The 20,052-nt window shown below is 64.3% G+C and carries 19 protein-coding genes and 1 pseudogene; 5 read left to right on the top strand and 15 right to left on the bottom strand.

All coding sequences use genetic code 11. The annotated features are described in order from the left end of the window. Positions 1-2 precede the first annotated feature (2 nt). The 11 genes from IVB26_RS15260 to IVB26_RS15210 all read right to left on the bottom strand — a co-directional run bounded on the left by IVB26_RS15260 (position 3) and on the right by IVB26_RS15210 (position 11,945). The gene (locus IVB26_RS15260) at positions 3-929 is read right to left on the bottom strand and encodes a Gfo/Idh/MocA family protein (protein WP_247972401.1); all 927 of its coding nucleotides are present in this window, start codon (positions 927-929) and stop codon (positions 3-5) included. Continuing rightward, entirely contained in the window at positions 926-1,702 is a 777-nt protein-coding gene (locus IVB26_RS15255) for a FadR/GntR family transcriptional regulator (RefSeq protein WP_247972400.1), read from the bottom strand. The genes IVB26_RS15260 and IVB26_RS15255 overlap by 4 nt, the downstream gene beginning before the upstream one ends. Beyond that, positions 1,699-2,679 carry a galactofuranose ABC transporter, permease protein YjfF gene (gene yjfF, locus IVB26_RS15250; protein ID WP_247972399.1) on the bottom strand — a complete coding sequence of 327 codons (981 nt, stop codon included), beginning with the start codon at positions 2,677-2,679 and terminating at the stop codon, positions 1,699-1,701. Before yjfF ends, IVB26_RS15255 begins: the two co-directional genes overlap by 4 nt. Beyond that, on the bottom strand, positions 2,676-3,668 hold the full coding sequence (locus IVB26_RS15245) for an ABC transporter permease (protein WP_247972398.1): 993 nt from the start codon (positions 3,666-3,668) through the stop codon (positions 2,676-2,678). Before IVB26_RS15245 ends, yjfF begins: the two co-directional genes overlap by 4 nt. Beyond that, positions 3,665-5,209 carry a sugar ABC transporter ATP-binding protein gene (locus tag IVB26_RS15240; protein WP_247973170.1) on the bottom strand — a complete coding sequence of 515 codons (1,545 nt, stop codon included), beginning with the start codon at positions 5,207-5,209 and terminating at the stop codon, positions 3,665-3,667. The genes IVB26_RS15245 and IVB26_RS15240 overlap by 4 nt, the downstream gene beginning before the upstream one ends. A gap of 114 nt (positions 5,210-5,323) precedes the next feature. Continuing rightward, positions 5,324-6,289: a galactofuranose ABC transporter, galactofuranose-binding protein YtfQ gene (gene ytfQ, locus IVB26_RS15235; protein ID WP_246920371.1), complete on the bottom strand. Its 966-nt coding sequence runs from the start codon at positions 6,287-6,289 to the stop codon at positions 5,324-5,326. 490 nt (positions 6,290-6,779) lie between these two features. Continuing rightward, complete coding sequence (locus IVB26_RS15230) at positions 6,780-7,952, bottom strand: fumarylacetoacetate hydrolase family protein (RefSeq protein ID WP_247972397.1); 1,173 nt, start codon at positions 7,950-7,952, stop codon at positions 6,780-6,782. 132 nt (positions 7,953-8,084) lie between these two features. Continuing rightward, positions 8,085-9,062 (bottom strand): HEAT repeat domain-containing protein, encoded by a 978-nt coding sequence (locus IVB26_RS15225; protein WP_247972396.1) that lies wholly within the window; start codon positions 9,060-9,062, stop codon positions 8,085-8,087. Positions 9,063-9,064: 2 nt separating this feature from the next. Next, a complete protein-coding gene (locus IVB26_RS15220; RefSeq protein ID WP_007593252.1) occupies positions 9,065-9,298 on the bottom strand; it encodes a 4Fe-4S dicluster domain-containing protein in 234 nt (77 codons plus the stop codon). A 27-nt stretch (positions 9,299-9,325) separates the two neighbouring features. Then, positions 9,326-11,068 (bottom strand): fumarate reductase/succinate dehydrogenase flavoprotein subunit, encoded by a 1,743-nt coding sequence (locus tag IVB26_RS15215; RefSeq protein WP_247972395.1) that lies wholly within the window; start codon positions 11,066-11,068, stop codon positions 9,326-9,328. Positions 11,069-11,171: 103 nt separating this feature from the next. Continuing rightward, entirely contained in the window at positions 11,172-11,945 is a 774-nt protein-coding gene (locus IVB26_RS15210) for a ferredoxin--NADP reductase (RefSeq protein ID WP_247972394.1), read from the bottom strand. A 215-nt stretch (positions 11,946-12,160) separates the two neighbouring features. Between IVB26_RS15210 and IVB26_RS15205 the strand changes: the two genes are divergently transcribed. The 5 genes and pseudogenes from IVB26_RS15205 to IVB26_RS15185 all read left to right on the top strand — a co-directional run bounded on the left by IVB26_RS15205 (position 12,161) and on the right by IVB26_RS15185 (position 16,882). Further along, positions 12,161-12,457, top strand: a complete 297-nt coding sequence (locus IVB26_RS15205) for a gamma-butyrobetaine hydroxylase-like domain-containing protein (protein WP_247973169.1) — start codon at positions 12,161-12,163, stop codon at positions 12,455-12,457. Positions 12,458-12,712: 255 nt separating this feature from the next. Beyond that, positions 12,713-13,487, top strand: a pseudogene (locus IVB26_RS15200) (Crp/Fnr family transcriptional regulator). 181 nt (positions 13,488-13,668) lie between these two features. Next, complete coding sequence (locus IVB26_RS15195; RefSeq protein ID WP_247972393.1) at positions 13,669-15,090, top strand: ABC transporter substrate-binding protein; 1,422 nt, start codon at positions 13,669-13,671, stop codon at positions 15,088-15,090. Continuing rightward, positions 15,087-16,013 carry an ABC transporter permease gene (locus tag IVB26_RS15190; protein WP_247972392.1) on the top strand — a complete coding sequence of 309 codons (927 nt, stop codon included), beginning with the start codon at positions 15,087-15,089 and terminating at the stop codon, positions 16,011-16,013. Before IVB26_RS15195 ends, IVB26_RS15190 begins: the two co-directional genes overlap by 4 nt. Next, complete coding sequence (locus IVB26_RS15185) at positions 16,010-16,882, top strand: ABC transporter ATP-binding protein (RefSeq protein WP_247972391.1); 873 nt, start codon at positions 16,010-16,012, stop codon at positions 16,880-16,882. Before IVB26_RS15190 ends, IVB26_RS15185 begins: the two co-directional genes overlap by 4 nt. Positions 16,883-17,024: 142 nt before the next feature. Here the strand turns inward: IVB26_RS15185 and IVB26_RS15180 are convergent, their stop codons facing one another. The 4 genes from IVB26_RS15180 to IVB26_RS15165 form a co-directional block, all read right to left on the bottom strand. Beyond that, on the bottom strand, positions 17,025-18,080 hold the full coding sequence (locus tag IVB26_RS15180; RefSeq protein WP_246920342.1) for a YeiH family protein: 1,056 nt from the start codon (positions 18,078-18,080) through the stop codon (positions 17,025-17,027). 121 nt (positions 18,081-18,201) lie between these two features. Further along, positions 18,202-18,420, bottom strand: coding sequence for a hypothetical protein (locus IVB26_RS15175; protein WP_246920339.1), 219 nt, complete (start codon positions 18,418-18,420; stop codon positions 18,202-18,204). Positions 18,421-18,586: 166 nt separating this feature from the next. Next, positions 18,587-19,300: an ABC transporter ATP-binding protein gene (locus IVB26_RS15170; protein ID WP_247972390.1), complete on the bottom strand. Its 714-nt coding sequence runs from the start codon at positions 19,298-19,300 to the stop codon at positions 18,587-18,589. After that, a complete protein-coding gene (locus IVB26_RS15165) occupies positions 19,297-20,052 on the bottom strand; it encodes an ABC transporter ATP-binding protein (protein ID WP_247972389.1) in 756 nt (251 codons plus the stop codon). Before IVB26_RS15165 ends, IVB26_RS15170 begins: the two co-directional genes overlap by 4 nt.

Genomic DNA, 20,052 nt, shown 5'->3' with positions numbered 1-20,052 from the left:
GTCTAATCCACAAACGGTTCGACGACGGTGCGCCGGCCGAGCAGGAAGGCGTCGGCGACGAGGCGAAGCGGCGTCAGATCGACGTCGCTTGCGCCGGTCGCCGCGAGCTCGACGAAGCGCCGGTAGAGTCCGCGATATTCCTCATCGGGCGCCTCGGCAAGCACCTTGCCATCGACAGCCATGCGCGCACCGCCGCTCGACAAGGTCATCCGGCCCTGATCGGTTTCGACGAGGATATCCCAGCTTTGCGGCCCGGTCTGGCGAAAGTCGAACTCGGCGGTCACAGGCAGGCCGTCGATATCGGTCAGTGTCAGGTTGGCAGCGATCGGCGCCTGGCAATTGGCGGGAAAGGCCAGTTCGGCCGCGATGACGAATACCGGCTTGCGCAGGATTTTGGTCAGGATCGACAACGCGTTGATGCCGGGGTCGAACACGCCAAGGCCGCCCGGCTCCCAGATCCAGCCCTGCCCCGGATGCCAGACGCGAACGTCTTCCTTCCAGTCGATATGCACCGACGTGATGCATCGCCCAGCGAGCCATTGTCGCGCGGGCTCGACCGCCGGCGCATGTCGCGAATGCCAGGTCGCAAACAGCGTTCGCTTTGCCTCCGCCGCCATCGCGATCAGCGGATCGAGCTCGGCAACGCCGATCCCCGGCGGCTTCTCCAGCATCACATGCTTGCCGGCTTTGAGCGCCGCCGCGGCCTGGGCGCGGCGCACCTGCGGCGGCGTGCAGAGCGAGACCGCATCGACGTCCGGCCCCTTCTCCAGCAACTCCTCGATGGTGGCGAAGTGCGGCAGTCCCGGCAGCGAGGCGTTGCGGCTGGCAACCGCGGTCAGCGTCGCGCCCGGCACCGCGGCGATCGCGCCGACATGCTGGTCGCGCGCGATCTTGCCGAAGCCGACGATGGCGATGCGAAGTTCCGTCACGAATTCTCTCCAGATTCCACGGATGGCAACGTCTCGGCCGGCGCGGTCTCGATCACGGCGCCCTCGTGGCGATGCATGCCGTTGTGAATGACGAAGACCATCGCCTCCGAGGCTGCCTCGGCATCGCCCGCTGCGATGGCATCGACGATCTTCTGATGCCAGAGCAGCACGGTGTCGCGGTCCTCCAGCTCGACCGGTGCGCTGAGCAGGAACGAGGCGCGCAGAGCCGCTTCGATGACATGGCCGATCGAACGCATGAACAAATTGCCGGAGGCGCGCGCCACGGCGACGTGAAGCGCGAGATCGGCATCGGCAAAGCCGACGGAATCGGAGGCTTCAAGACGCATACGGTCCATACAGCGGCGAAGCTCGACGAGATCTTCCTCCGACCTCTGCGCCGCCGCAAGCATTGCGGCGCGCGGCTCGACAGCCAGACGTATTTCCGCAAGGTCGTTGAGGAAGCGCTTGTCGATGCCGGCGTCCAAATGCCAGGCCAGCACGTCGGCGTCGAACATGTTCCAGGCCGCGCGTTCTCGCACGACGGTGCCGACGCGCGCCTTGGTGGTGAGCAGGCCTTTGGCGACCAGGGTCTTCACGCTCTCCCGTAGCACCGGCCGCGACACGCCGAACATCGCGATCATCTCGGCATCGCCCGGCAGACGCGTTCCCTCCGCGTAGCGGCCGGCGATGATGTCGATGCCGATCGAGCGGGCGACCTCCGCATGGTTGGAGTGAGCCCGTCGCGTCGGGATGACGACGATGCGCGAGGTCATGTCGCAGCTCCCAAGCTCTTCGTTACGGGCCGGCGCGCGAGCGCGACCAACCCCTGCTGCAAGGCGATGAAGGCGAACAGCAAAACGCCGGTCGCGATCTTGGTCCACCAGCTCGACAGCGTACCGTCGAAATTGATGTAGGTCTGGATCAGGCCCTGAATCAGCACGCCGAGGAAGGTGCCGATCACCGAGCCCTGCCCGCCCGTGAGCAGCGTGCCGCCGATCACGACGGCCGCGATGGTGTCGAGCTCGACGCCGACGGCGGAGAGCGAGTAGCCGGCGCTGGTGTAGAAGGAGAACACGATGCCGGCGATCCCTGCCAGCAGGCTGGACAGCATGTAGATCTTGATCGTCATCTTGCCGACTGCAACGCCCATCAGGCTCGCGGCGGCCCGGCTGCCGCCAAGCGCATAGACATTGGCGCCGAACCGGGTGAGCTGCAGCAGCAAGGCTCCGCCGATGACGATCACGAGCATGATGAGCGCGATAGCCGTCAATCTGCCGCCGCCGGGCATCCGCAGCGCGAAGTCGGAAACCGCCGAATAGACGGGTGCCGTGATCGGCACCGATTCCGTGGACAACAGGAAGCTCGCGCCCCGCGCCAGGAACATGCCGGCGAGCGTCACGATGAACGGTGGTAGATCGAAGACATGGATCACCGTGCCCATCGCCGCGCCAAAGGCCGCCGAGAGCGCGAGAATGGCAACGAAGGCGACCAGCGGCGGCATGCCCCAGCGCTCGATCGCGAGCGCGACGAAGACGGTGGTGAATCCGATCACCGAGCCGACCGAGAGATCGATGCCGCCGGAAATGATGACGAAGGTCATGCCGGTCGCGACGATGCCGAGGAAGGCGTTGTCGGTGAGGAGATTGCCGACCACGCGGGTCGAGGCGATGTTGGGGAATTGCACCGCGCAGAGCGCAAAGCCTGCGACGAGCACGATGGCCGTGATCAGGACGGGCGGAAGGCCTTTCATGCTTTGGTCCTCCGCAGCCGCGCAACGATGCCAGCAAAACCGGTCAGCTTCGGCGATTGCAACAGCAGCACCGCGAGCACCACCACCGCCTTGACCAGCAAGTTGAATTCCGGCGGATAGCCGGACAGCAAAATTCCAGTGTTCATGGTTTGGATGATAAGTGCCCCAAGCACGGCGAGCACGAGGCTGAAGCGGCCGCCGAACAGCGAGGTGCCGCCGATCACCACGGCCAGGATCGCGTCGAGCTCGAGCCAGAGGCCCGCATTGTTTGCATCCGCGCCCATGATGTCGGCCGCCGCGATCACGCCGGCGAGCGCGGCGCAGACGCCGCACCAGACATAGACCGCCAGGATCATCGCGCGCGTGCCTACGCCGGCAAGCTCGCTCGCCCGCGCATTGCCGCCGGTCGCCTCGATCAGCAGCCCGAGCGCGGAACCGCGGACCACGACGCCGGTCAGGATCAGCATGCAAAGGGCAATCGCGACCGGCACCGGAAGGCCAAGCACCGCGCCATTGCCGAGCCAGACCAGATCCGGCGAGGAGAAGGTGACGATGCGCCCTTCGGTGATGAGCTGGGCAATGCCGCGCCCTGCCACCATGAGGATCAGCGTCGCCACGATCGGCTGCATTCCGAGCACCGCAACGAGAAATCCGTTCCACAATCCGCAGACAAGGCCCGCTCCAAGCGCGGCGGCCAGCACCACCGGCAGGCCGTGGCTATCGGCAAGGCTCGCTGCGATCGCGCCTGAGATCGCCATGACCGCGCCGACCGACAAATCGATGCCGCGCGTTGCGATCACCAGCACCATGCCCAGCGAGAGCAGTGCCACCGGCGTGCCGCGATTGAGCACGTCGATCAGGCTGCCGAACAGCCGGCCGTCCTGGAGCCGCAAATCGAAAAATTGCGGCGACACCACGCGATCGACCGCCAGGATGACGATCAGCGCCAGGATCTGGGCAAGGCCGCGGCGCGGCAGCAGCGCTGTCATGTGTGGGCCTCAAGCGCGACGGTGGCGGCATCGGCGGCGATGGCTGCGAGAATGTTGCCGACGTCGATCGCCTCGCCCGCGAGCTCCTCGACATGGGCGCGGTCGCGCAGCACCACCACGCGGTCCGAATAGGTCACGATCTCGTCCAGCTCGGAGGAGATCACGAGCAGCGCCAGACCGTCGTCGCAGAGCTCGCGGATCAGGCGGATGATCTCGGCATGCGCGCCGACGTCGATGCCGCGGGTCGGCTCGTCCAGCACCAGCAGCCGCGGCGACGTCGCGAGCCAGCGCGCCAGCAGCACTTTCTGCTGATTGCCCCCGGACAACAGGCCGACGGGGCGTTCGGGATCGGCAGGACGGATGTCGAGCATCTTGACGTAGCGGCGCGCGATCTCGTCCTGCTCTCGGCCCGACAGCGGGCGATGCAGGCCACGCTTGGCCTGGAGCGCGAGCACGATGTTCTCACGCACGGTGAGCTCGGCGACGATGCCGTCGGTCTTGCGCTCTTCCGGACAATAGCCAAAGCCGTGGCGCACGCCGTCGCGCGGCGACTGCAGCCGCACGGGCGCGCCCTCTACCCTCGCCTGCCCGCCATCGGCGCGCTCGGCGCCAAACACCAGCCGCGCCGTCTCGGTGCGGCCCGAGCCGAGCAGGCCGGCGAGACCGACGACCTCGCCATGACGCAGCTCCAGATTGAACGGCGCGACATAGCCGGCCTTGCCGTAGTTCTCGAAGCTGGCGCAGACCTCGCGTTCCCGGTGCTCGCCTGCCGAGGCTCGTGCACTGGTGGTCTCGGCCAGCTCGCGGCCGAGCATCATCCGGATCAGCTCGAGCCGCGGCAGCGAGGCGGCCTCGCGCTCGCCGACCAGGCGGCCGTTGCGCAGCACCGTAATGCGGTCGGATATCTCGTAGACCTGGTCGAGGAAGTGGCTGACGAAGACGACGCCGATACCGCGCTTTGCGAGCTGGCGCATGATGCCGAACAGGATCTCGACCTCGTGGCGGTCGAGGCTCGCGGTCGGCTCGTCCAGGATCAGCACGCGGGCGGAAAGATCGACCGCGCGGGCGATCGCGGTGATGTGCTGGATGGCGACGGAATAGCTGCCGAGCGGTGCGGCGACGTCGATATTCAGGCCGAAATCCGCCAGCAGCGCTTTGGCGCGGCGGCGCATTTCACCTTCGCGCACGATGCCGAAGCGCATCGGCTGGCGGTCGAGGAACAGGTTTTGCGCCACCGAAAGGTTCGGCAGCAAATTGACCTCCTGGTAGACGGTGGCGATGCCCGCTGCCACCGCCGCCTTGGCCGAGCGCGGCGCGATCTCGTCGCCACCGATACTGACGATGCCGGCATCGCGCGGGAACACGCCGGTGACGACCTTGATCAGCGTCGACTTGCCGGCACCGTTCTCGCCGAGCAGCGCATGGATCTCGCCGGCGCGCAGCGTGAAGGCGACCTCCTGCAACGCGCGCACGGCGCCGAAGCTCTTGCTGATCCCGCGCACCTCCAGCAGAGCCGGAGCAGGATCGGGGCTGTTCTCCATGGCGACGTCACTCCCACCGGCGCCCGCCGACATTGCGGACACCCAGCCTATTCCTTCGCGCAGCGGCTTCGAAGAGGGTGCCGGACCGCAAAGCGCGGTCCGGCGAAGCCCGCCTCAGTAACCGAGGCCCTTCTTGCTGTCGTAGATCTTCTGCGGATCGTCGGCGGCAGTATAGAGCTTGGACTCGGTCTGGATCCATTTCGGCGGAACCGTCCCCTTGTCCTTGAAGGCCGCGACGACATCGAGCGCGGGGCCTGCCATGTTCGGCGTCAGCTCGACCGTCGCATTGGCTTCGCCGGCGACCATCGCCTTGAAGATATCAGGAACCGCGTCGATCGAGACGGTGAGGACGTCCTTGCCGGGCTTGAGACCGGCCTCCTTCATCGCCTGGATCGCGCCGACCATCATGTCGTCGTTGTGCGCGTAGACCGCGCAGATGTTCTTGCCGCCGCCTTCGGCCTTGATGAAGCTTTCCATCACTTCCTTGCCCTTGGCGCGGGTGAAGTCGCCGGTCTGGCTGCGCACCACCTTCAGGTTCGCATGCTTGGCAATCGCGGTGTCAAACCCCTTCTTGCGGTTGGTGGCGACGCTGGCGCCGACCGTGCCTTGCAGCTCGACGATGTTGCAGGCTTTGGCTCCGACGGTCTTGGCGAGCCAGTCGCCGGCGACCTCGCCTTCATGCACGCTGTCAGAGGTGACGGCGGTGAGATAGAGCTCCTTGCCGGAGGGATCGATGTCACGGTCGAGCAGCACGACCGGGATCTTGGCCTCCTTGGCCTCCTTCAGCACCGAGTCCCAGCCAGTCGAGACGACGGGCGCGAGGAAGATTGCATCGACGTTCTGCGCGATGAAGGAACGGATCGCCTTGATCTGGTTCTCCTGCTTCTGCTGCGCGTCGGCGATCTTGAGATTGACCTTGCGCTTGGCAGCCTCCTGCTTGGAGACCGAGGTCTCGGCCGCGCGCCAGCCGGATTCTGATCCGATCTGCGAAAAGCCGATGGTGAGCTGGCCGGCATTGGCCGGCAGCGCGAGCAGCAACGCGGCCGTGGCGCTGGCCGCAAAGAGGGCTTTGAGGGTCATCAGGCGTGTCTCCCAAGAAATCATCTTGTGTTATCTCGGGCGCCAATAGGTAGCATGGCACCCGCAGACCGACCCCTTTGAGGCGGCGGGAGGCACTATTTCACGGAAGACGGGTTCCGACTAGTCATATTATTTGACTATTTGGAGGAAAACGCGTGGGAGCGCGGCGCGCAGTTCCATGACACGTTCAGCGCGATTTTGTTCCGCGGATGCAACGCGAAGATGAAAGAAATTTGTGAGGGTTGGGCGGTGAAGGCGGTATCCGCAGCGAAGGGATAAACACTCGCGCGAGTCTCTCCTCCCGTCATTGGGAGCGCAGCGAAGCAATCCAGGATCTTTCCGCGGAGAGACTCTGGATTGCTTCGCTGCGTTCGCAATGGCGGTGTGAAGGTAGCTTCGTCTCTATCAAGCAAGTCGACGCGTGGAGAGTCCGCTCACCCGCCACGCTTCGCGTGTCGACATCTCCCCGCAGGCGAGGAGAGGCGAAGAGTTAGACCAGCTTCCGCTGCCCCAGGTTCTTCATCAGCGCACCGATGCCGAAGGTCCAGGGCTCGCATTCGTCGCTGGTGCGCATGCGGTTGACGAGCTTGCCGAGCTGAGGCGCTGCGATGGTGACGATGTCGTCGCGCTTGTGGGTGAACCCCTGCCCCGGCGCATCGCGATCCTTGACCGGCGCGAACATCGTGCCGAGGAACAGCACGAAGCCATCAGGATATTGATGGATCTTGCCGATGGTCTGCGCGACGAGGTCGGTCGGGTCGCGACTGATCATGCTGATCGAGGAATGGCCGTCGAGGACAAAACCGTCCGGGCCCTTCACGTTCAGGCTGATGTCGAGTTTTCGCGCGTCATCGAGTGTAAAGCTGTCGTCGAACAAGCGCAGCAGCGGGCCGATCGCGCAGGAGGCGTTGTTGTCCTTGGCCTTCGACAGCAGCAGCGCCGAGCGGCCCTCGAAGTCGCGCAGATTGACGTCGTTACCGAGCGCGCCACCGACGATCTTGCCGCGGCTCGACACGAACAACACGAGCTCGGGTTCGGGATTGTTCCAGGTCGATTTCGGATGCAGCCCGGCATCCATGCCGGTGCCGACTGAAGACAAGGTCGGCGCCTTGGTGAAGACCTCTGCATCCGGACCGATGCCGACTTCGAGATACTGGCTCCAGGCGTTCTGGTCGATCAGCACCTGCTTCAGGTGCATGGCCTGGTCCGAGCCGGGCTTGAGCTTGGAGAGATCGTCGCCGATCAGCCGCGTCACCTCCTTCCGGATCGCCTCGGCCGAGGCTGGATTGCCTTTTGCCCGCTCCTCGATCACGCGCTCCAGCATGGAGATGGCGAACGTGACGCCGGCGGCCTTCAGCGTCTGGAGATCGACGGGTGCCAGCAGCCAAGGCTTGTTCGAGTCGCGCCCGTCGGGCGCCGTGTTGGCGACGATCGCCTCGAGATCGCCGATGCGCTCGCCCTTGGTCGCCGCAAGCGCCTTGGCCGGATTGTCCTCTTCGCAGAGCGCGCTGATGGTCGGAAATTTTGCGGTGACGTCGAACACGCCATCGCCGCGCACGGCGACCACCGCAGGACCATTCACCTGCGGCAGCCAGACACGGCCGGCCAGCGTTCCCCTTGTGCCATCCTCGGGGAGAAGGTCTTTAACCGTCAATGTGGTCATGGCTGGCGTCCTCGCTGCTTTTCAGACCGGCCACGTTGAACGATGGCCGATCATATTGGCGAAGACCAATAAACGTCTGGCTCCGGATGTCCAGAGCAGCGGCGAAGGGCCGCTATGCCCCTGCCCGCGCCTTTATGCGCCTGCGCGCGCTTTGCGCGCTGCGATCTGCTGCAGGGCCCAGCGGGCGTTCTTGCGCACGTCGGGATCGCCGTCGTCGGCAATGACCGCCAGGAACGCCTCGCCGTCGGGATGCGCGATCTCGCCGAGCGCGGCGGCCGCCTCTTTCCGCAGGTTCGCCTGGTCGTGGGTGATGCAATTGCCGATCGGCCGCACCGCGCACTCGATCTTCATCCGCCCGAGGCTGCGAATGGACTTCAACCGGACCTGCCAGAACTCGTCGGCAAGGCAGGCGACGAGTTGGTCGGCGGCGAGCGCCCCGTTCACGTTGAGGCCCAACGTTTCCGCCGCCATCTCGCGGACCATCCAGTCCGAATCCTTCAACGCACGCGTGATCGTCTCCGCGGCGGGCTTCATCTGCGAGAAAGCCAGCGCGCTCACGGCAGCGCGACGCACATGCGCGTCTGGATCGCTGATCAACGCGGTCAGCGCGGGAATCGATTCCTCCAGCTTCAGGAAGCCGATCACGCCGATCGCCTGCACGCGCACGGCGGCGTCTGAATCCTGAAGCGCCTCCAATGCCGGCTTCAGCGTATCCTTGCGACGCAGCTCCTTGAGCGCACGCAACGCGCCCATTCGGACGAAGGCGTGAGTATGCCGGACCAGCGGCAGGATCACATCGGCGCAGGCGGGATCCTTGAACTCGGCCATGCTGTCGGCTGCGGCCGCCGCCACGATCCTTTCGGGATCGACTAGCAGCTTCACGAGCGCACTTGCCGCCTCCGGCCCGTCGAACTCGCCCAGAGCCATCGAGACCTGCTGGCGCACGCCGGCGTCGGGATCGGCCACCATGTTGGCGAGATGCGCAACTGCGGCGGGATCGCCGGAATGGCCGAGTGCGATGATGGCGACGCGACGCTCCGCAGGATCGGCGGCTTGAAGCCGCTCGTCGGCGTCTTCGAGATCGTCGTAGGATTCGAACGGGCTCGACATGATCACCTCAACAGATAGGGAATGTTGACGGTAACGGCGCCGGTCGGACAATCCGCTTCGCAAGGCATGCAGTACCAGCACTCGTCATAGGCCATGTAGGCCTTGTTGGTCATGTCGCTGATGCGGAGCACGTCGAGCGGGCAGACGTCGACGCACACGGTGCAGCCCTTGTCCGCGATGCATTTGGCATCGTCGACGACCACCGGAACCGATGTCTGATAGGAAGCGAGGGGCATCGTTGTCTCCTGTTGTTTCGCGATGCGTCAGGCGGTGGCGCGGATGCGCTGCTTGTCGTAGAGGTCCTTCTCGTCGTCCGCGATCGGGACGACATAGGGCTCGACGGCGCGTTTCTCGCTGGTCATCTTGCCATCGCGCTTGCTCAGCAGCGTGTGACAGAACCAGTTCTCGTTGTCCTTCTCCGGAAAGTCCGTGCGCCAGTGATAGAGGCCCCAGCGGCTCTCCTCGCGGTAGAGCGAGGCGTGCGCGGCCATGTCGGCGCAGTCCATGATCGACTGCACTTCGAGCGCGCGGAGCAGCTCATGCGCGTTGCGCGCGATCATGCGCTCCTGCATGTCCTCCCTCGCTTCCGCGAGACGGCGCATGCCGAGCTCGTATTTGCGCGTGACCTTCGGCGGCTGGAGATAGTCGTTGACGAGGCGGCGGGTCTTGTACTCGACCTGGTTCGGCGGAATGCCGTCCTCGCGCTTCGTTGGCGCCATCACGCGGTCGCGCTCCCTGGCGACATCGGCGGCGTCGAACTCCGCAAAGTCGTGGTTGTCGGCGAACTCCATCGCATCGATGCCGGCGACCGAGCCGTTGGTGAAGGCACCCAGCATGTAGTTGTGCGGCACGCTCGCCATGTCGCCCGCGGCGTAGAGGCCAGGCACGGTGGTGCGCGCGTTGTCGTCGACGAACACGCCCGAGGCGCTGTGGCCGGAGCAGAAGCCGATCTCGGAGATGTGCATCTCGATCGAATCACTGCGGTAGTCGACGCCCCGTCCCTGCTGGAACAGGCCGCGTGTGGGGCGCTCGACCTTGTGCAGCGTGGACTCGATCTCCGAAATGGTGTCGGGATGGAGATGCTTGAGCTGGAGGAACACCGGGCCCTTGCCGGACAACAGCTCATTGTAGAACTCCAGCATCATTTGGCCGGACCAGTAGTCGCACTCGATGAAGCGCGAGCCCTCGTTATTCGCGGTGAAGGCGCCGAAGGGACCGGCGACATAGGCGCAGGCCGGGCCGTTGTAATCCTTGATCAGTGGATTGATCTGGTAGCATTCGAGGTTCGCGAGCGCGGCGCCGGCGTGATAGGCCATGGCGTAGCCGTCGCCGGAATTGGCGGCGTTCTCGTAGGTGCCGAACATGTAGCCGGAGGTCGGCAGGCCCAGCCGGCCGGCGGCGCCCATGCACAGGATCACGGCCTTGGCCTTGATCACCAGCATCTCGGCAGTGCGGGTGTTGACGCTGACCGCGCCTGCGATGCGACCGTCGGCGGATTTGAGCAGCCGCGTCGCCATGTAGCGATTGGAGATCAGGATGCGGGCGCGGCGAAGCTGGCGGTACAGCGCCTTCTTCACGGTCTCGCCGTTCGGCATCGGCAGCACGTAGGTGCCGATGTGGTGCACCTTCTTGACGGCGTAATCGCCGTTCTCGTTCTTCAGGAACCGGATTCCGAAACTGTCGAGCTCCTCAATAATGCTGTAGCAGTTCTGCGCGTATTTATAAACCGCCTTCTGGTCGACGATGCCGTCGTTGGCGATGGTGATTTCCTTGGTGTACTGCTCCGGCGTGGCATAGCCGGGGATCACGGCATTGTTCAGGCCGTCCATGCCCATCGAGATTGCGCCGGAGCGCTTGACGTTGGCCTTTTCGAGCAGGACGACGTTGGCCTTCGGATTCTTCAGCTTCGCCTTCAGCGCCGCCATTGGGCCGGCCGTGCCGCCGCCGATGACGAGCACATCGCAGGAAACCTCCGAAAGTCCGTCGACGATCTGATCTAGTGCCATCGCTTGCTCCTGGTTCGCCGATAGCCGGCGCCTTTGCATCAGATTTGTTCAGGGGGCTTCCCGGCGATAGCAATTAGTTGTCGCCGCGATGCGATTTGGCGCCTCAACGCTCGACGAAGGCCTTCTCAATCACGAAATGGCCGGGCTGGCTGTGATTGCCCTCGACAAAGCCGCGCGCAGAGAACATCGCGGGCAGTTCCTCGAGCATCGCCGGGCTGCCGCACAGCATGATGCGATCGGTCTCGATATCGAGGCCGGACAATCCGATGTCGTCGAACATCTGGTTGGAAGCGATCAGTTCGGTGATGCGGCCACGATTCCTGAAGGGCTCGCGAGTCACGGTCGGGTAGTAGACAAGCTTGTCGCGGATCAGCGGTCCGAAGAATTCGTGATTGCGCAGGCCATCGACGACGTGCTCGCCGTATGCCAGTTCCGAAACCTGGCGGCAGCCATGGGCGAGCACGATGGTCTCGTAGTTCTCGTAGACGTCAGGGTCCTTGATCAGGCTGGCGAAGGGTGCCAGGCCCGTTCCGGTCGAGAGCAGCAGCAGGCGTTTTCCCGGGATGAGATTGCCGGTGATCAGCGTGCCCGTCGCCTTGCGGCCGACCAGGATGATGTCGCCTTCCCTGATCTTCTGCAGGCGCGAGGTCAGCGGGCCGTCCTGCACCTTGATCGAGAAAAATTCGAGCGCCTCCTCGTGATTGGCGCTGGCCATGCTGTAGGCCCGCATCAACGGCTTGCCTTCGACCTCGAGCCCGATCATCGCGAACTGGCCATTCTGAAAACGGAAGCCGGGATCGCGCGTGGCAGTGAAGCTGAACAGGGATTCGGTCCAGTGCCTGACCGACAGAACCGTCTCCTTCTGAAATGCGCTCATGGTCTCTCCTTGGCCATCGATGGCGCCCAAGGTTTCGGAGAGAGGAGAGACCGGCAATTCGGAAGTGAGATTTCCGGTCGATTAGTTTCACATTTCGCAGGCAATGATTGAAGCGAGGGCAGACGGCCGCCGTCACATCCATCCGCGCCGGCAATTAGTTGCTATTCATGCTGTCCCGCGCCGACGTAGAAAAGAGCCGGAGGTTCGTCATGACCATGACCCTGGTGGCGCCGACCGTGGCCGACTATGAAGCAAGCGCCGATCTCGCCACGCTACTCGTCCGCACGGCACAGGACGATGCACTCAGCGTCCCCGCCGAAACACTCCGCCTGTCCTGCAAATGCGCCCATTGCACCCGCGCCCGTTTCGACGGCCGCTTTCCGGAAGCGTTTCCGGGAATTGCGATCACCGAGATCGGCGATCTCGGCTATGGGCTGAACATCGCGTTTTCGGACGGGCATAACCGGGGGATTTATCCGAAGCCGTATTTGTTGAGTTTGGCGGGGCGGTAGGGGCGCAGCCTAGAGATGCGCACCACGGCGCCGACAAACCCCGCTGTCATTCCCCGCGAAGGCGGGGAATCCAGTACGCCGTGGCCTCTCCGTATCCCATCAACGCCTCTGGAATACTGGATCGCCCGGTCAAGCCGGGCGATGACAGCTGTGTGAGCGGCAACAGGGCGCCATAAGCTCGCTTCGCAGCGACGTCCCCATCTGGCACGGACATTGCTCCTCTTTAGAACGATTTGAACGTTCCGGAGGCAGGTCATGTTGCAGGCGGCGAATGTGGTTCGTGGGATTGTTCCCGCAGCAGTCCGGCCTCCCGGCAGCTCCTCGCTGCTCCTCACCGAGAACCAGCAATGGATCGGCGGACCGCCGCCGCTGATGGACAAGCTCTCGCCGCGGGAACGGGAGCTGGTGCTGAAGCAGGGCCGCCGCAAGGTACTGAATCGCGGCCAGACGCTGTTCAGCCAGGGCGGCAAACATGACGGTATCTGGCTGATCGAGAGCGGCCGGATCCGGGTGTTCTACACCTCTCCGCTCGGGCGCGAGATCACGCTGGCCTATTGGCATGTCGGCAATTTCGTCGGTGGGCCCGAAGTGTTCGAAGGCACCGTGCATCAATGGTCCGGCGTCGCATCCAGCAATTGCAGCGTGGTGCACCTGCCCGGAAAAGGAGCTGCGCATCCTTGCCGCCGAGATCCCTAACCTTGCGATCGGCCTGATCGAAGGCCTCACCTTCAAGGGCAAATGCTATTCGGCGCTGGCCCAGATGCTGGGAACGCGCTCCATCACGCAGCGCCTCGCGCATCTGTTGCTGCACCTCGTCGAACTCTACGGGGTCGAGGACGCAGACGGCCGGGTGATCGCGGCCGCCTTCACCCATGCCGACATCGCCCACATGGTCGGGGCCACGCGGCAATGGGTCACGATCAGCCTGAAGCGCATGCAGGAGAAGGGAATCGTGCTGACCAAGCGGTCGCAGATCGTGGTCTGCCGGACCGACGTACTGGAGGAGATGCGTGGACACGCATCTGACTAGCAGAATGTGCGACCAGCACCGGTGCACAGGCAAGCGGCTTTATAGTGCAGGACTGCCCAAGGAGTATGCAATCAGCTTTTCCCGGCAACTAATCGACTGCGGCGGTCATTCCGGATTTGCCCTGTCCGGGCCCTCACTCAATCATGGCAACCACAGCACATCCAACCGAATGAGGATGAGAATGGTCCGCCATCTTCCCACGCTCTCGATCGCGATCTCGGTGACGTCGCTGGCGCTTCTGATCGCGCAGCCGGCCTCCGCGGAAACCGTCACGCTCGGCATCGGAACGCAGGACACCACGACCAACACAGTGACTGCCGGCGTCGTCATCCGCCAGCTGCGCCTCCTCGAAAAATACCTGCCAAAGGACGGCAAGTACGCCAACATCAAGTTCGAGCTGGAGTGGCAGAACTTCACCTCAGGTCCGCCCGTCACCAATGCGATGATGGCGAACAAGCTGCAGATCGGCATGATGGGCGACTATCCGCTGATCGTGAACGGCTTCACCTTCGAGAGCAATCCGGAGAGCAAAAGCCGGCTGATCGGCATCGCCGCCTACAGCCTCGAAGGCTCCGGCAACGGCCTCGTCGTTCACAAGGATTCGCCCTATTACGACCTCGCCGATCTCAAGGGCAAGCTGGTCAGCGTGCCGTTCGGCTCCGCCGCGCACGGCATGGTGCTGAAGGCGATGCAGGACCGCGGCTACACCTCCGATTTCTTCCAGCTCGTCAGCCAGAGCCCCGAGGTCGGCTCGACCAACCTGCAGGAAAAGAAGATCGACGCGCATGCCGACTTCGTCCCCTTCGCCGAGCTCCTGCCCTTCCGCGGCTTCGCGCGAAAGATCTTTGACGGCGTCGAGACTAACTTGCCGACCTTTCACGGCATCGTGGTCCGCACCGATTTCGCGGAGAAATATCCGGAAGTCGTCGTCGCCTATTTCAAGGCGGTGATCGCCGCCAACCAGTGGCTGCGCGACGATCCCAAGCTTGCCGCCGAAAAGATCCAGGAATGGACCGGCATCAACAAGGAAGTGGTCTACATCTTCCTGGGGCCCAGCGGCAACATGACCACTGATCCCACGATCAAGCCCGCTCTGATCGATGCCGCCACGGCCGACGTCAAGGTGTTGCAGAACCTCGGTCGCATGAAGGAATTCGATCCGAAGAAATGGGTCGACGACGGCTACATCCGCAAGGCCTATGCCGAGATGAAGCTCGACTACGACGCCCAGCTTGCGAGCACCAAGAACTACGAGATCTCCGGCGAGGATGCCTTCTGCAAGAAGCCGATCGCCGATCCGCGCAAGGCCGGGGAGGTCTGGGTCGACGATGCCGGCATCATGCCTTTCTCGTCCGCCGCCTGCACCCTCGGTGCGTACGCCGACTACAAGGCCAAGGGCAAGAAGATCAACGTCGCCTACGTCTTCGACACCACGCGCGGCATCAAGCTGTTCGCCGACCAGGCCTTCTTCGCGGTCGGCAATGGCGATGTGGCGCCCTTCCTGCTGAAGAAGGACGCCGAAGCCTACGCGGCCAAAGTCAACGGCAAGGTGCTCGGCTTCGATGACGCGGTGAAGGCCGCGGTCGGCGGAGGCAAGACGTGAGCAGTCCCGCCCTCGTCCGACATCCCGAGGACAGCATGCCCGCACCAGCCATCGCAGAGGCAGGCCCTGCGCCCGCCGTCGTCACCCCGCCTACGACGCCGCTTTCCACGACGCCGGCTTCCTTCGGCACACTCGCGCTACGCTGGTACCGGCTCCACCGGGCAGGCCTGCGCGCGACCGCGATCGGCGTGATTTCGCTGCTCGCCTTCCTGCTGGTCTGGCACCTGCTCACGACATATCGCGTCGTGTTCTTCGTGCGCTTCACCAACGTGCCGTCGCCGCTCGCCGTCTATGCCAGCTTCACCAAGGCGATCCACGATCCCAAATTCCTGATGCACATCGTGCTGAGCTGCCGGCGCATCTTCATCGGATTCTCGCTCGCTGCGATCGTCGGCGTGCCACTCGGCCTGATCATGGGCCGCTTCAAGCTGGTGCACGAGGTGATCTTCCCGGTGGCGGAGGTGCTGCGGCCGATTCCGGCGATCGCCTGGGTGCCGATGGCGATCATGCTGTGGCCGACCAACGAGCAGAGCATCGTCTACATCACCTTCCTCGGCTCGTTCTTCCCGATCCTCGTCAACACGCTGCATGGCATGTCGCTGGTCGATCCCGTGCTGGTGCGCGCCGCGCAATGTCTCGGCGCGCGGGAACGCTCGATCTTCCGCGAGGTGTATTTTCCGGCATCGCTGCCGCACATCTTCACCGGCCTCACCGTCGGCATGGGTGTCGCCTGGGTGTCGCTGATCGCGGCCGAGATGATCTCCGGGCAGTACGGCATCGGCTATTTCACCTGGGAAGCCTATTCGCTGGTCCAGTATGCCGACATCGCGCTCGGCATGATCGCGATCGGCGTGCTCGGCCTCGGGTCGAGCCTGCTGATCAGAGGCGCGGGGCAATTGGTGATGCCGTGGAGATCGTCATGAGCGAGATGATTACGAGTCCCCCGAAAGGCCATATCGAGGTCGAGAACTTCTCCCTCGCCTACGAGACCATCGAGGGAGCGGTGCAGGCCGTAAGCGACACGCAGATCCATGTGAAGCCCGGCGAATTCGTCTCGATCGTCGGGCCCTCGGGCTGCGGAAAGTCGACCCTGCTCAATGCGGTCGCCGGCTTCCTCAAGCCGACCACGGGAATCGTCACTGTCGACGGCGAGCGCGTGAACGGCCCCAGCGCCGAACGCGGCATGGTGTTCCAGCAATATTCGCTGTTTCCCTGGAAGACGGTGCGGGAGAACGTCGAGTTCGGCCTAAAGATGCGCGGCATGCCGCGCTCCCAGCGCGAACGGGCGGCGCGCACGCTGCTCGGGCTCGCGGGTCTCGAGGCGTTCGAGAAGCACTATCCGGAAAGGCTCTCCGGCGGCATGAAGCAGCGCGTCGGCATCGTCCGCGCGCTCGCGACCGGACCGAAAGTCCTGCTGCTGGATGAGCCCTTCGGCGCGCTCGATGCGCAGACGCGCGTCATCATGCAGCAGATCCTCACCAACATGTGGCAGCGGCTGAAGATCTCGGTGCTGTTCGTCACCCACGATATCGACGAGGCGATCTTCCTCTCCGACCGCGTCTACTGCATGACCGCGCGTCCCGGCTCGATCAAGGCGGAGATCCCGATTCCGCTGGAGCGGCCGCGGCAGCAATCGATGATGATGTCGTCGGAATTCCTGGCGCTGCGCCGCGGGCTGATGTCGCTGATCCGCGAGGAAAGCCTGAAGGCGATGGGCGGCGAGATCAACGACATGGGCATGCAGGGGCTGAGCATCGAGCTGAACGGCCATTCGCTGGCAGATGTGATCTGATTTACCTTGCCCCGCTGACGGCGATGACGGTCTCGTAGGGTGGGCAAAGCGAAGCGTGCCCACCAACTTGGTCGCACGCTGAACTGCTACGTGGGCACGGCGCTTTCGCGCCTTTGCCCACCCTACGGTAGCTTCGCGTCCGTCACTTGAACCACTGCACCAGCGCGATGCTGATCCCCAGCAGCAGCAGCAGCGACAGCGTGACCGCGGCCGTCACCCTGCCCCCGACATTGGCGAGCACGCGCACGTCGACGCCGAGGCCGAGCGCGGCCATCGACACCACCGTGAGAAAGCCGGTGATCTTCGTCACCGGGCCCACCACCGTGGCCGGCACGATCTCCAATGACCGCAGAGTCGCGAGCGCGAGGAAGCCGAGGATGAACCAGGGGACCAGACGGAAGAAGCCGACATTGGTCTTCTTGGCGTCGCTCTGCCAGCGCGAGGCGACGAGAGACAGGCCGACGACGACCGGCCCCAGCATCAGGACGCGCATGAGCTTGACCAGCGTGCCGATCTGCGTCGAGACGAGCCCCGCCGGGACCGTCGCGGCCAGCACCTGCGGCACCGCGTAGACGGTGAGGCCTGCGAGGATGCCATATTGCGTGGCGGACAATTGCAGCAGCGGGATCAGCAGCGGCAGGCCGAGCACCATCATCACGCCGAGGATCGCGGTGAAGGAGATCGAGGATGCGATCTCGTCGTTGTTGGCGCCGATGATCGGCGCCACGGCGGCGATCGCGGAATTGCCGCAGATCGAGTTGCCGCAGGCGATCAGGATCGACAGTCGTGTCGACAGACCCAGCAGACGGCTGAGGCCGAACGAGACGCAGAGCGCGATCACGACGACGGCGGCGATCGATGCGAGGAGCGCGATCCCCGAGGCTGCGATGGCGGCGAAGCTGATCGAGGCTCCCAGCAACATGACGGCGACTTCGAGGAGCTGCTTGGCGCTGAAAGCAATCCCGGCCTGCCAGCGTGGCGCCGGTTTCCAGAAGCTGCGGAGCACCATGCCGAGCAGGATCGCCATCACCAGCGCCTCGACATAGGGATGCTCGAAAACGCCAAGTTCGGCCCGCTCCAAAAGGGCCGAGACTCCGGCGACGGCTATACAGAGGAGAATTCCGGGAATCAGCGCGACGACGCGGCTAATGGCAGTCGGCTTGGAATCGGCCTGGCTGGATGCTTGATTCTGCGACACAAATCTCTCCCCGAGGAGAAGGATTTATACGCAGCGGCGTCCGATTGGGGAATAAGTTTTCGGCATATCAGGGCCGAGGGAAGTCGTCTCCTCAGCCCGGAATAAACCGCCCAGGCGAGCCTTAGAAGATCAGGCTCTTGGCGAGCGAGGCCACCCGGCTGAAGCCGTCATAGATGCCCGGCTCGAAGAAGGCCGCACGGGCGAGCACAATGCCCGCGACCAGCGACCAGAACAGTGTAGTCCCGGCCCGCAGCAGGAGCTTCGACGCGCGCGATTTCGGCTGGACGTCCGTTGCGGACACCAGCTGCTCGCCGAAGGGCTCAAATCCAGTGCGTTCCATGACCGTAGCCAATCCATCAAATTCTGATGGGAATGTCGTCGTTTCGGGCGCAAACGGCAATGGAAGCGATTGGCGTTTTTGTCCTCCGGAGGGGAAAGTCCTTCCGGCGGATACCCCGAGGGCAATGGTTTTCTTCTTCCGGCCTATTTGGACACCGGCGCCCGGCCTACAGGGCCAGATACCGCCGCCGGATGGCATCATTGGCCTTCAGCTCGTCGATTCCGGCGGCGTAGACGATCTGGCCCTTGTCGATGACCGTGGCGTGGCTGGCAAGGCCGAGGCAAAAATGCATGTTCTGCTCGGCGATCAGCACGGTCGATCCGATGCTTCGGAGCTGCCGCAACAGCTCGCCGATCCGCTGCACGATGATCGGCGCTAGTCCCTCACTCGGCTCGTCCAGCAGTAGCAGCGCAGGATTGCCCATCAGCGTGCGCGCGATCGCCAGCATCTGCTGCTCGCCGCCCGAGAGGCGCCCGGCAATACGATTACGCAGCGGCTCAAGAAGCGGAAAGACGTCATAGATGCGCTTGATCGGCCATTCGTCCTGGCCCTCGGGCCCCTTCTTCTTCCCGATGACAAGGTTGTCCTCGACCGTGTGCTCAGGAAAGATCTGGCGATCCTCCGGAACGAAGCCGAGACCGGCGCGGGCAATGGTGTGCGGCTTCAGGCCGGAGATCACCGCGCCGCGCAGGCTGACCCTGCCCCGGCGCGGCGGCGCAAGGCCCATGATCGCCTTCATGGTCGTCGACTTGCCGGCGCCATTGCGGCCGAGCAGCGCCATGGTCTCGCCCTGCCGCACCGAGAGGCCGACGCCGAACAGGATCTGGCTGGTGCCGTAGTAGACGTCGAGATCAGCGACGTCGATGACGGGAGCGCTCATGCGGCCGCTCCCGCATGTTCGGTGCCGAGATAGGCCTCGATCACGGCGCTGTTGTTGCGGATCTCATCGGGCGTGCCCGTCGCCAGGATGCGGCCGTAGCAGAGCACGACGATCTTGGGCGCGATCTTGAACACGATGTCCATGTCGTGCTCGATGAAGACGACAGTAATCTTTTGCGTCTCCCAGAGCTCGCGCACCTTGTCGATCATGCGCCAGCGCTCTTCGGGGCCCATGCCGGCGGTGGGCTCGTCCAGCAGCAGCACTTTTGGTTCGAGCACCAGCGCCAGCGCGATATCGAGCAGCTTCTGGTCGCCGTGCGAGAGCGTCGCAGCTGTGCGGTGGCGCTTTCCGGCGAGGCCCAGCAACTCCATCACGTGCTCAGCGCGGTCCCGCGTCTCCGGCAACGGAAAACGCTTGTGCAGCACCGCGGACGTGCGCTGGTCCGCGCTGACGGCGGCGAGCATGGTCTCCTGCACCGTCAGCGACTTGAAGATGCTGGCGACCTGAAAAGCGCGACCGATGCCGTGGCGGACGATTTCCGGTGGCGAGCGGCCGGCGAGATCGACGCCGTCGAGCAGCACCTCTCCGGAATCCGGCCTCAAGGCGCCGGTGATCAGGTTGAAGAAGGTGCTCTTGCCCGCGCCGTTCGGGCCGATCACCGCGGTCAGCGAGCCATCGGGGAAGTCGAGCGAGACGTCGTTGGTCGCCTTCACGCCGCCAAAGGACTTTGCGAGGTTGCGGATCTCCAGCAT

The organism is Bradyrhizobium sp. 195 (assembly GCF_023101665.1).
Taxonomy (GTDB): domain Bacteria; phylum Pseudomonadota; class Alphaproteobacteria; order Rhizobiales; family Xanthobacteraceae; genus Bradyrhizobium.
This window is presented reverse-complemented; position numbering and strand designations above follow the sequence as displayed.

Coding starts and splice junctions, on each gene's coding strand:
- IVB26_RS15255 (WP_247972400.1), bottom strand. CDS start 1,702: ATGACCTCGCGCATCGTCGTCATCCCGACGCGACGGGCTCACTCCAAC.
- yjfF (WP_247972399.1), bottom strand. CDS start 2,679: ATGAAAGGCCTTCCGCCCGTCCTGATCACGGCCATCGTGCTCGTCGCA.
- IVB26_RS15245 (WP_247972398.1), bottom strand. CDS start 3,668: ATGACAGCGCTGCTGCCGCGCCGCGGCCTTGCCCAGATCCTGGCGCTG.
- IVB26_RS15240 (WP_247973170.1), bottom strand. CDS start 5,209: ATGGAGAACAGCCCCGATCCTGCTCCGGCTCTGCTGGAGGTGCGCGGG.
- ytfQ (WP_246920371.1), bottom strand. CDS start 6,289: ATGACCCTCAAAGCCCTCTTTGCGGCCAGCGCCACGGCCGCGTTGCTG.
- IVB26_RS15230 (WP_247972397.1), bottom strand. CDS start 7,952: ATGACCACATTGACGGTTAAAGACCTTCTCCCCGAGGATGGCACAAGG.
- IVB26_RS15225 (WP_247972396.1), bottom strand. CDS start 9,062: ATGTCGAGCCCGTTCGAATCCTACGACGATCTCGAAGACGCCGACGAG.
- IVB26_RS15220 (WP_007593252.1), bottom strand. CDS start 9,298: ATGCCCCTCGCTTCCTATCAGACATCGGTTCCGGTGGTCGTCGACGAT.
- IVB26_RS15215 (WP_247972395.1), bottom strand. CDS start 11,068: ATGGCACTAGATCAGATCGTCGACGGACTTTCGGAGGTTTCCTGCGAT.
- IVB26_RS15210 (WP_247972394.1), bottom strand. CDS start 11,945: ATGAGCGCATTTCAGAAGGAGACGGTTCTGTCGGTCAGGCACTGGACC.
- IVB26_RS15205 (WP_247973169.1), top strand. CDS start 12,161: ATGACCCTGGTGGCGCCGACCGTGGCCGACTATGAAGCAAGCGCCGAT.
- IVB26_RS15195 (WP_247972393.1), top strand. CDS start 13,669: ATGGTCCGCCATCTTCCCACGCTCTCGATCGCGATCTCGGTGACGTCG.
- IVB26_RS15185 (WP_247972391.1), top strand. CDS start 16,010: ATGAGCGAGATGATTACGAGTCCCCCGAAAGGCCATATCGAGGTCGAG.
- IVB26_RS15175 (WP_246920339.1), bottom strand. CDS start 18,420: ATGGAACGCACTGGATTTGAGCCCTTCGGCGAGCAGCTGGTGTCCGCA.
- IVB26_RS15170 (WP_247972390.1), bottom strand. CDS start 19,300: ATGAGCGCTCCCGTCATCGACGTCGCTGATCTCGACGTCTACTACGGC.
- IVB26_RS15165 (WP_247972389.1), bottom strand. CDS start 20,052: ATGCTGGAGATCCGCAACCTCGCAAAGTCCTTTGGCGGCGTGAAGGCG.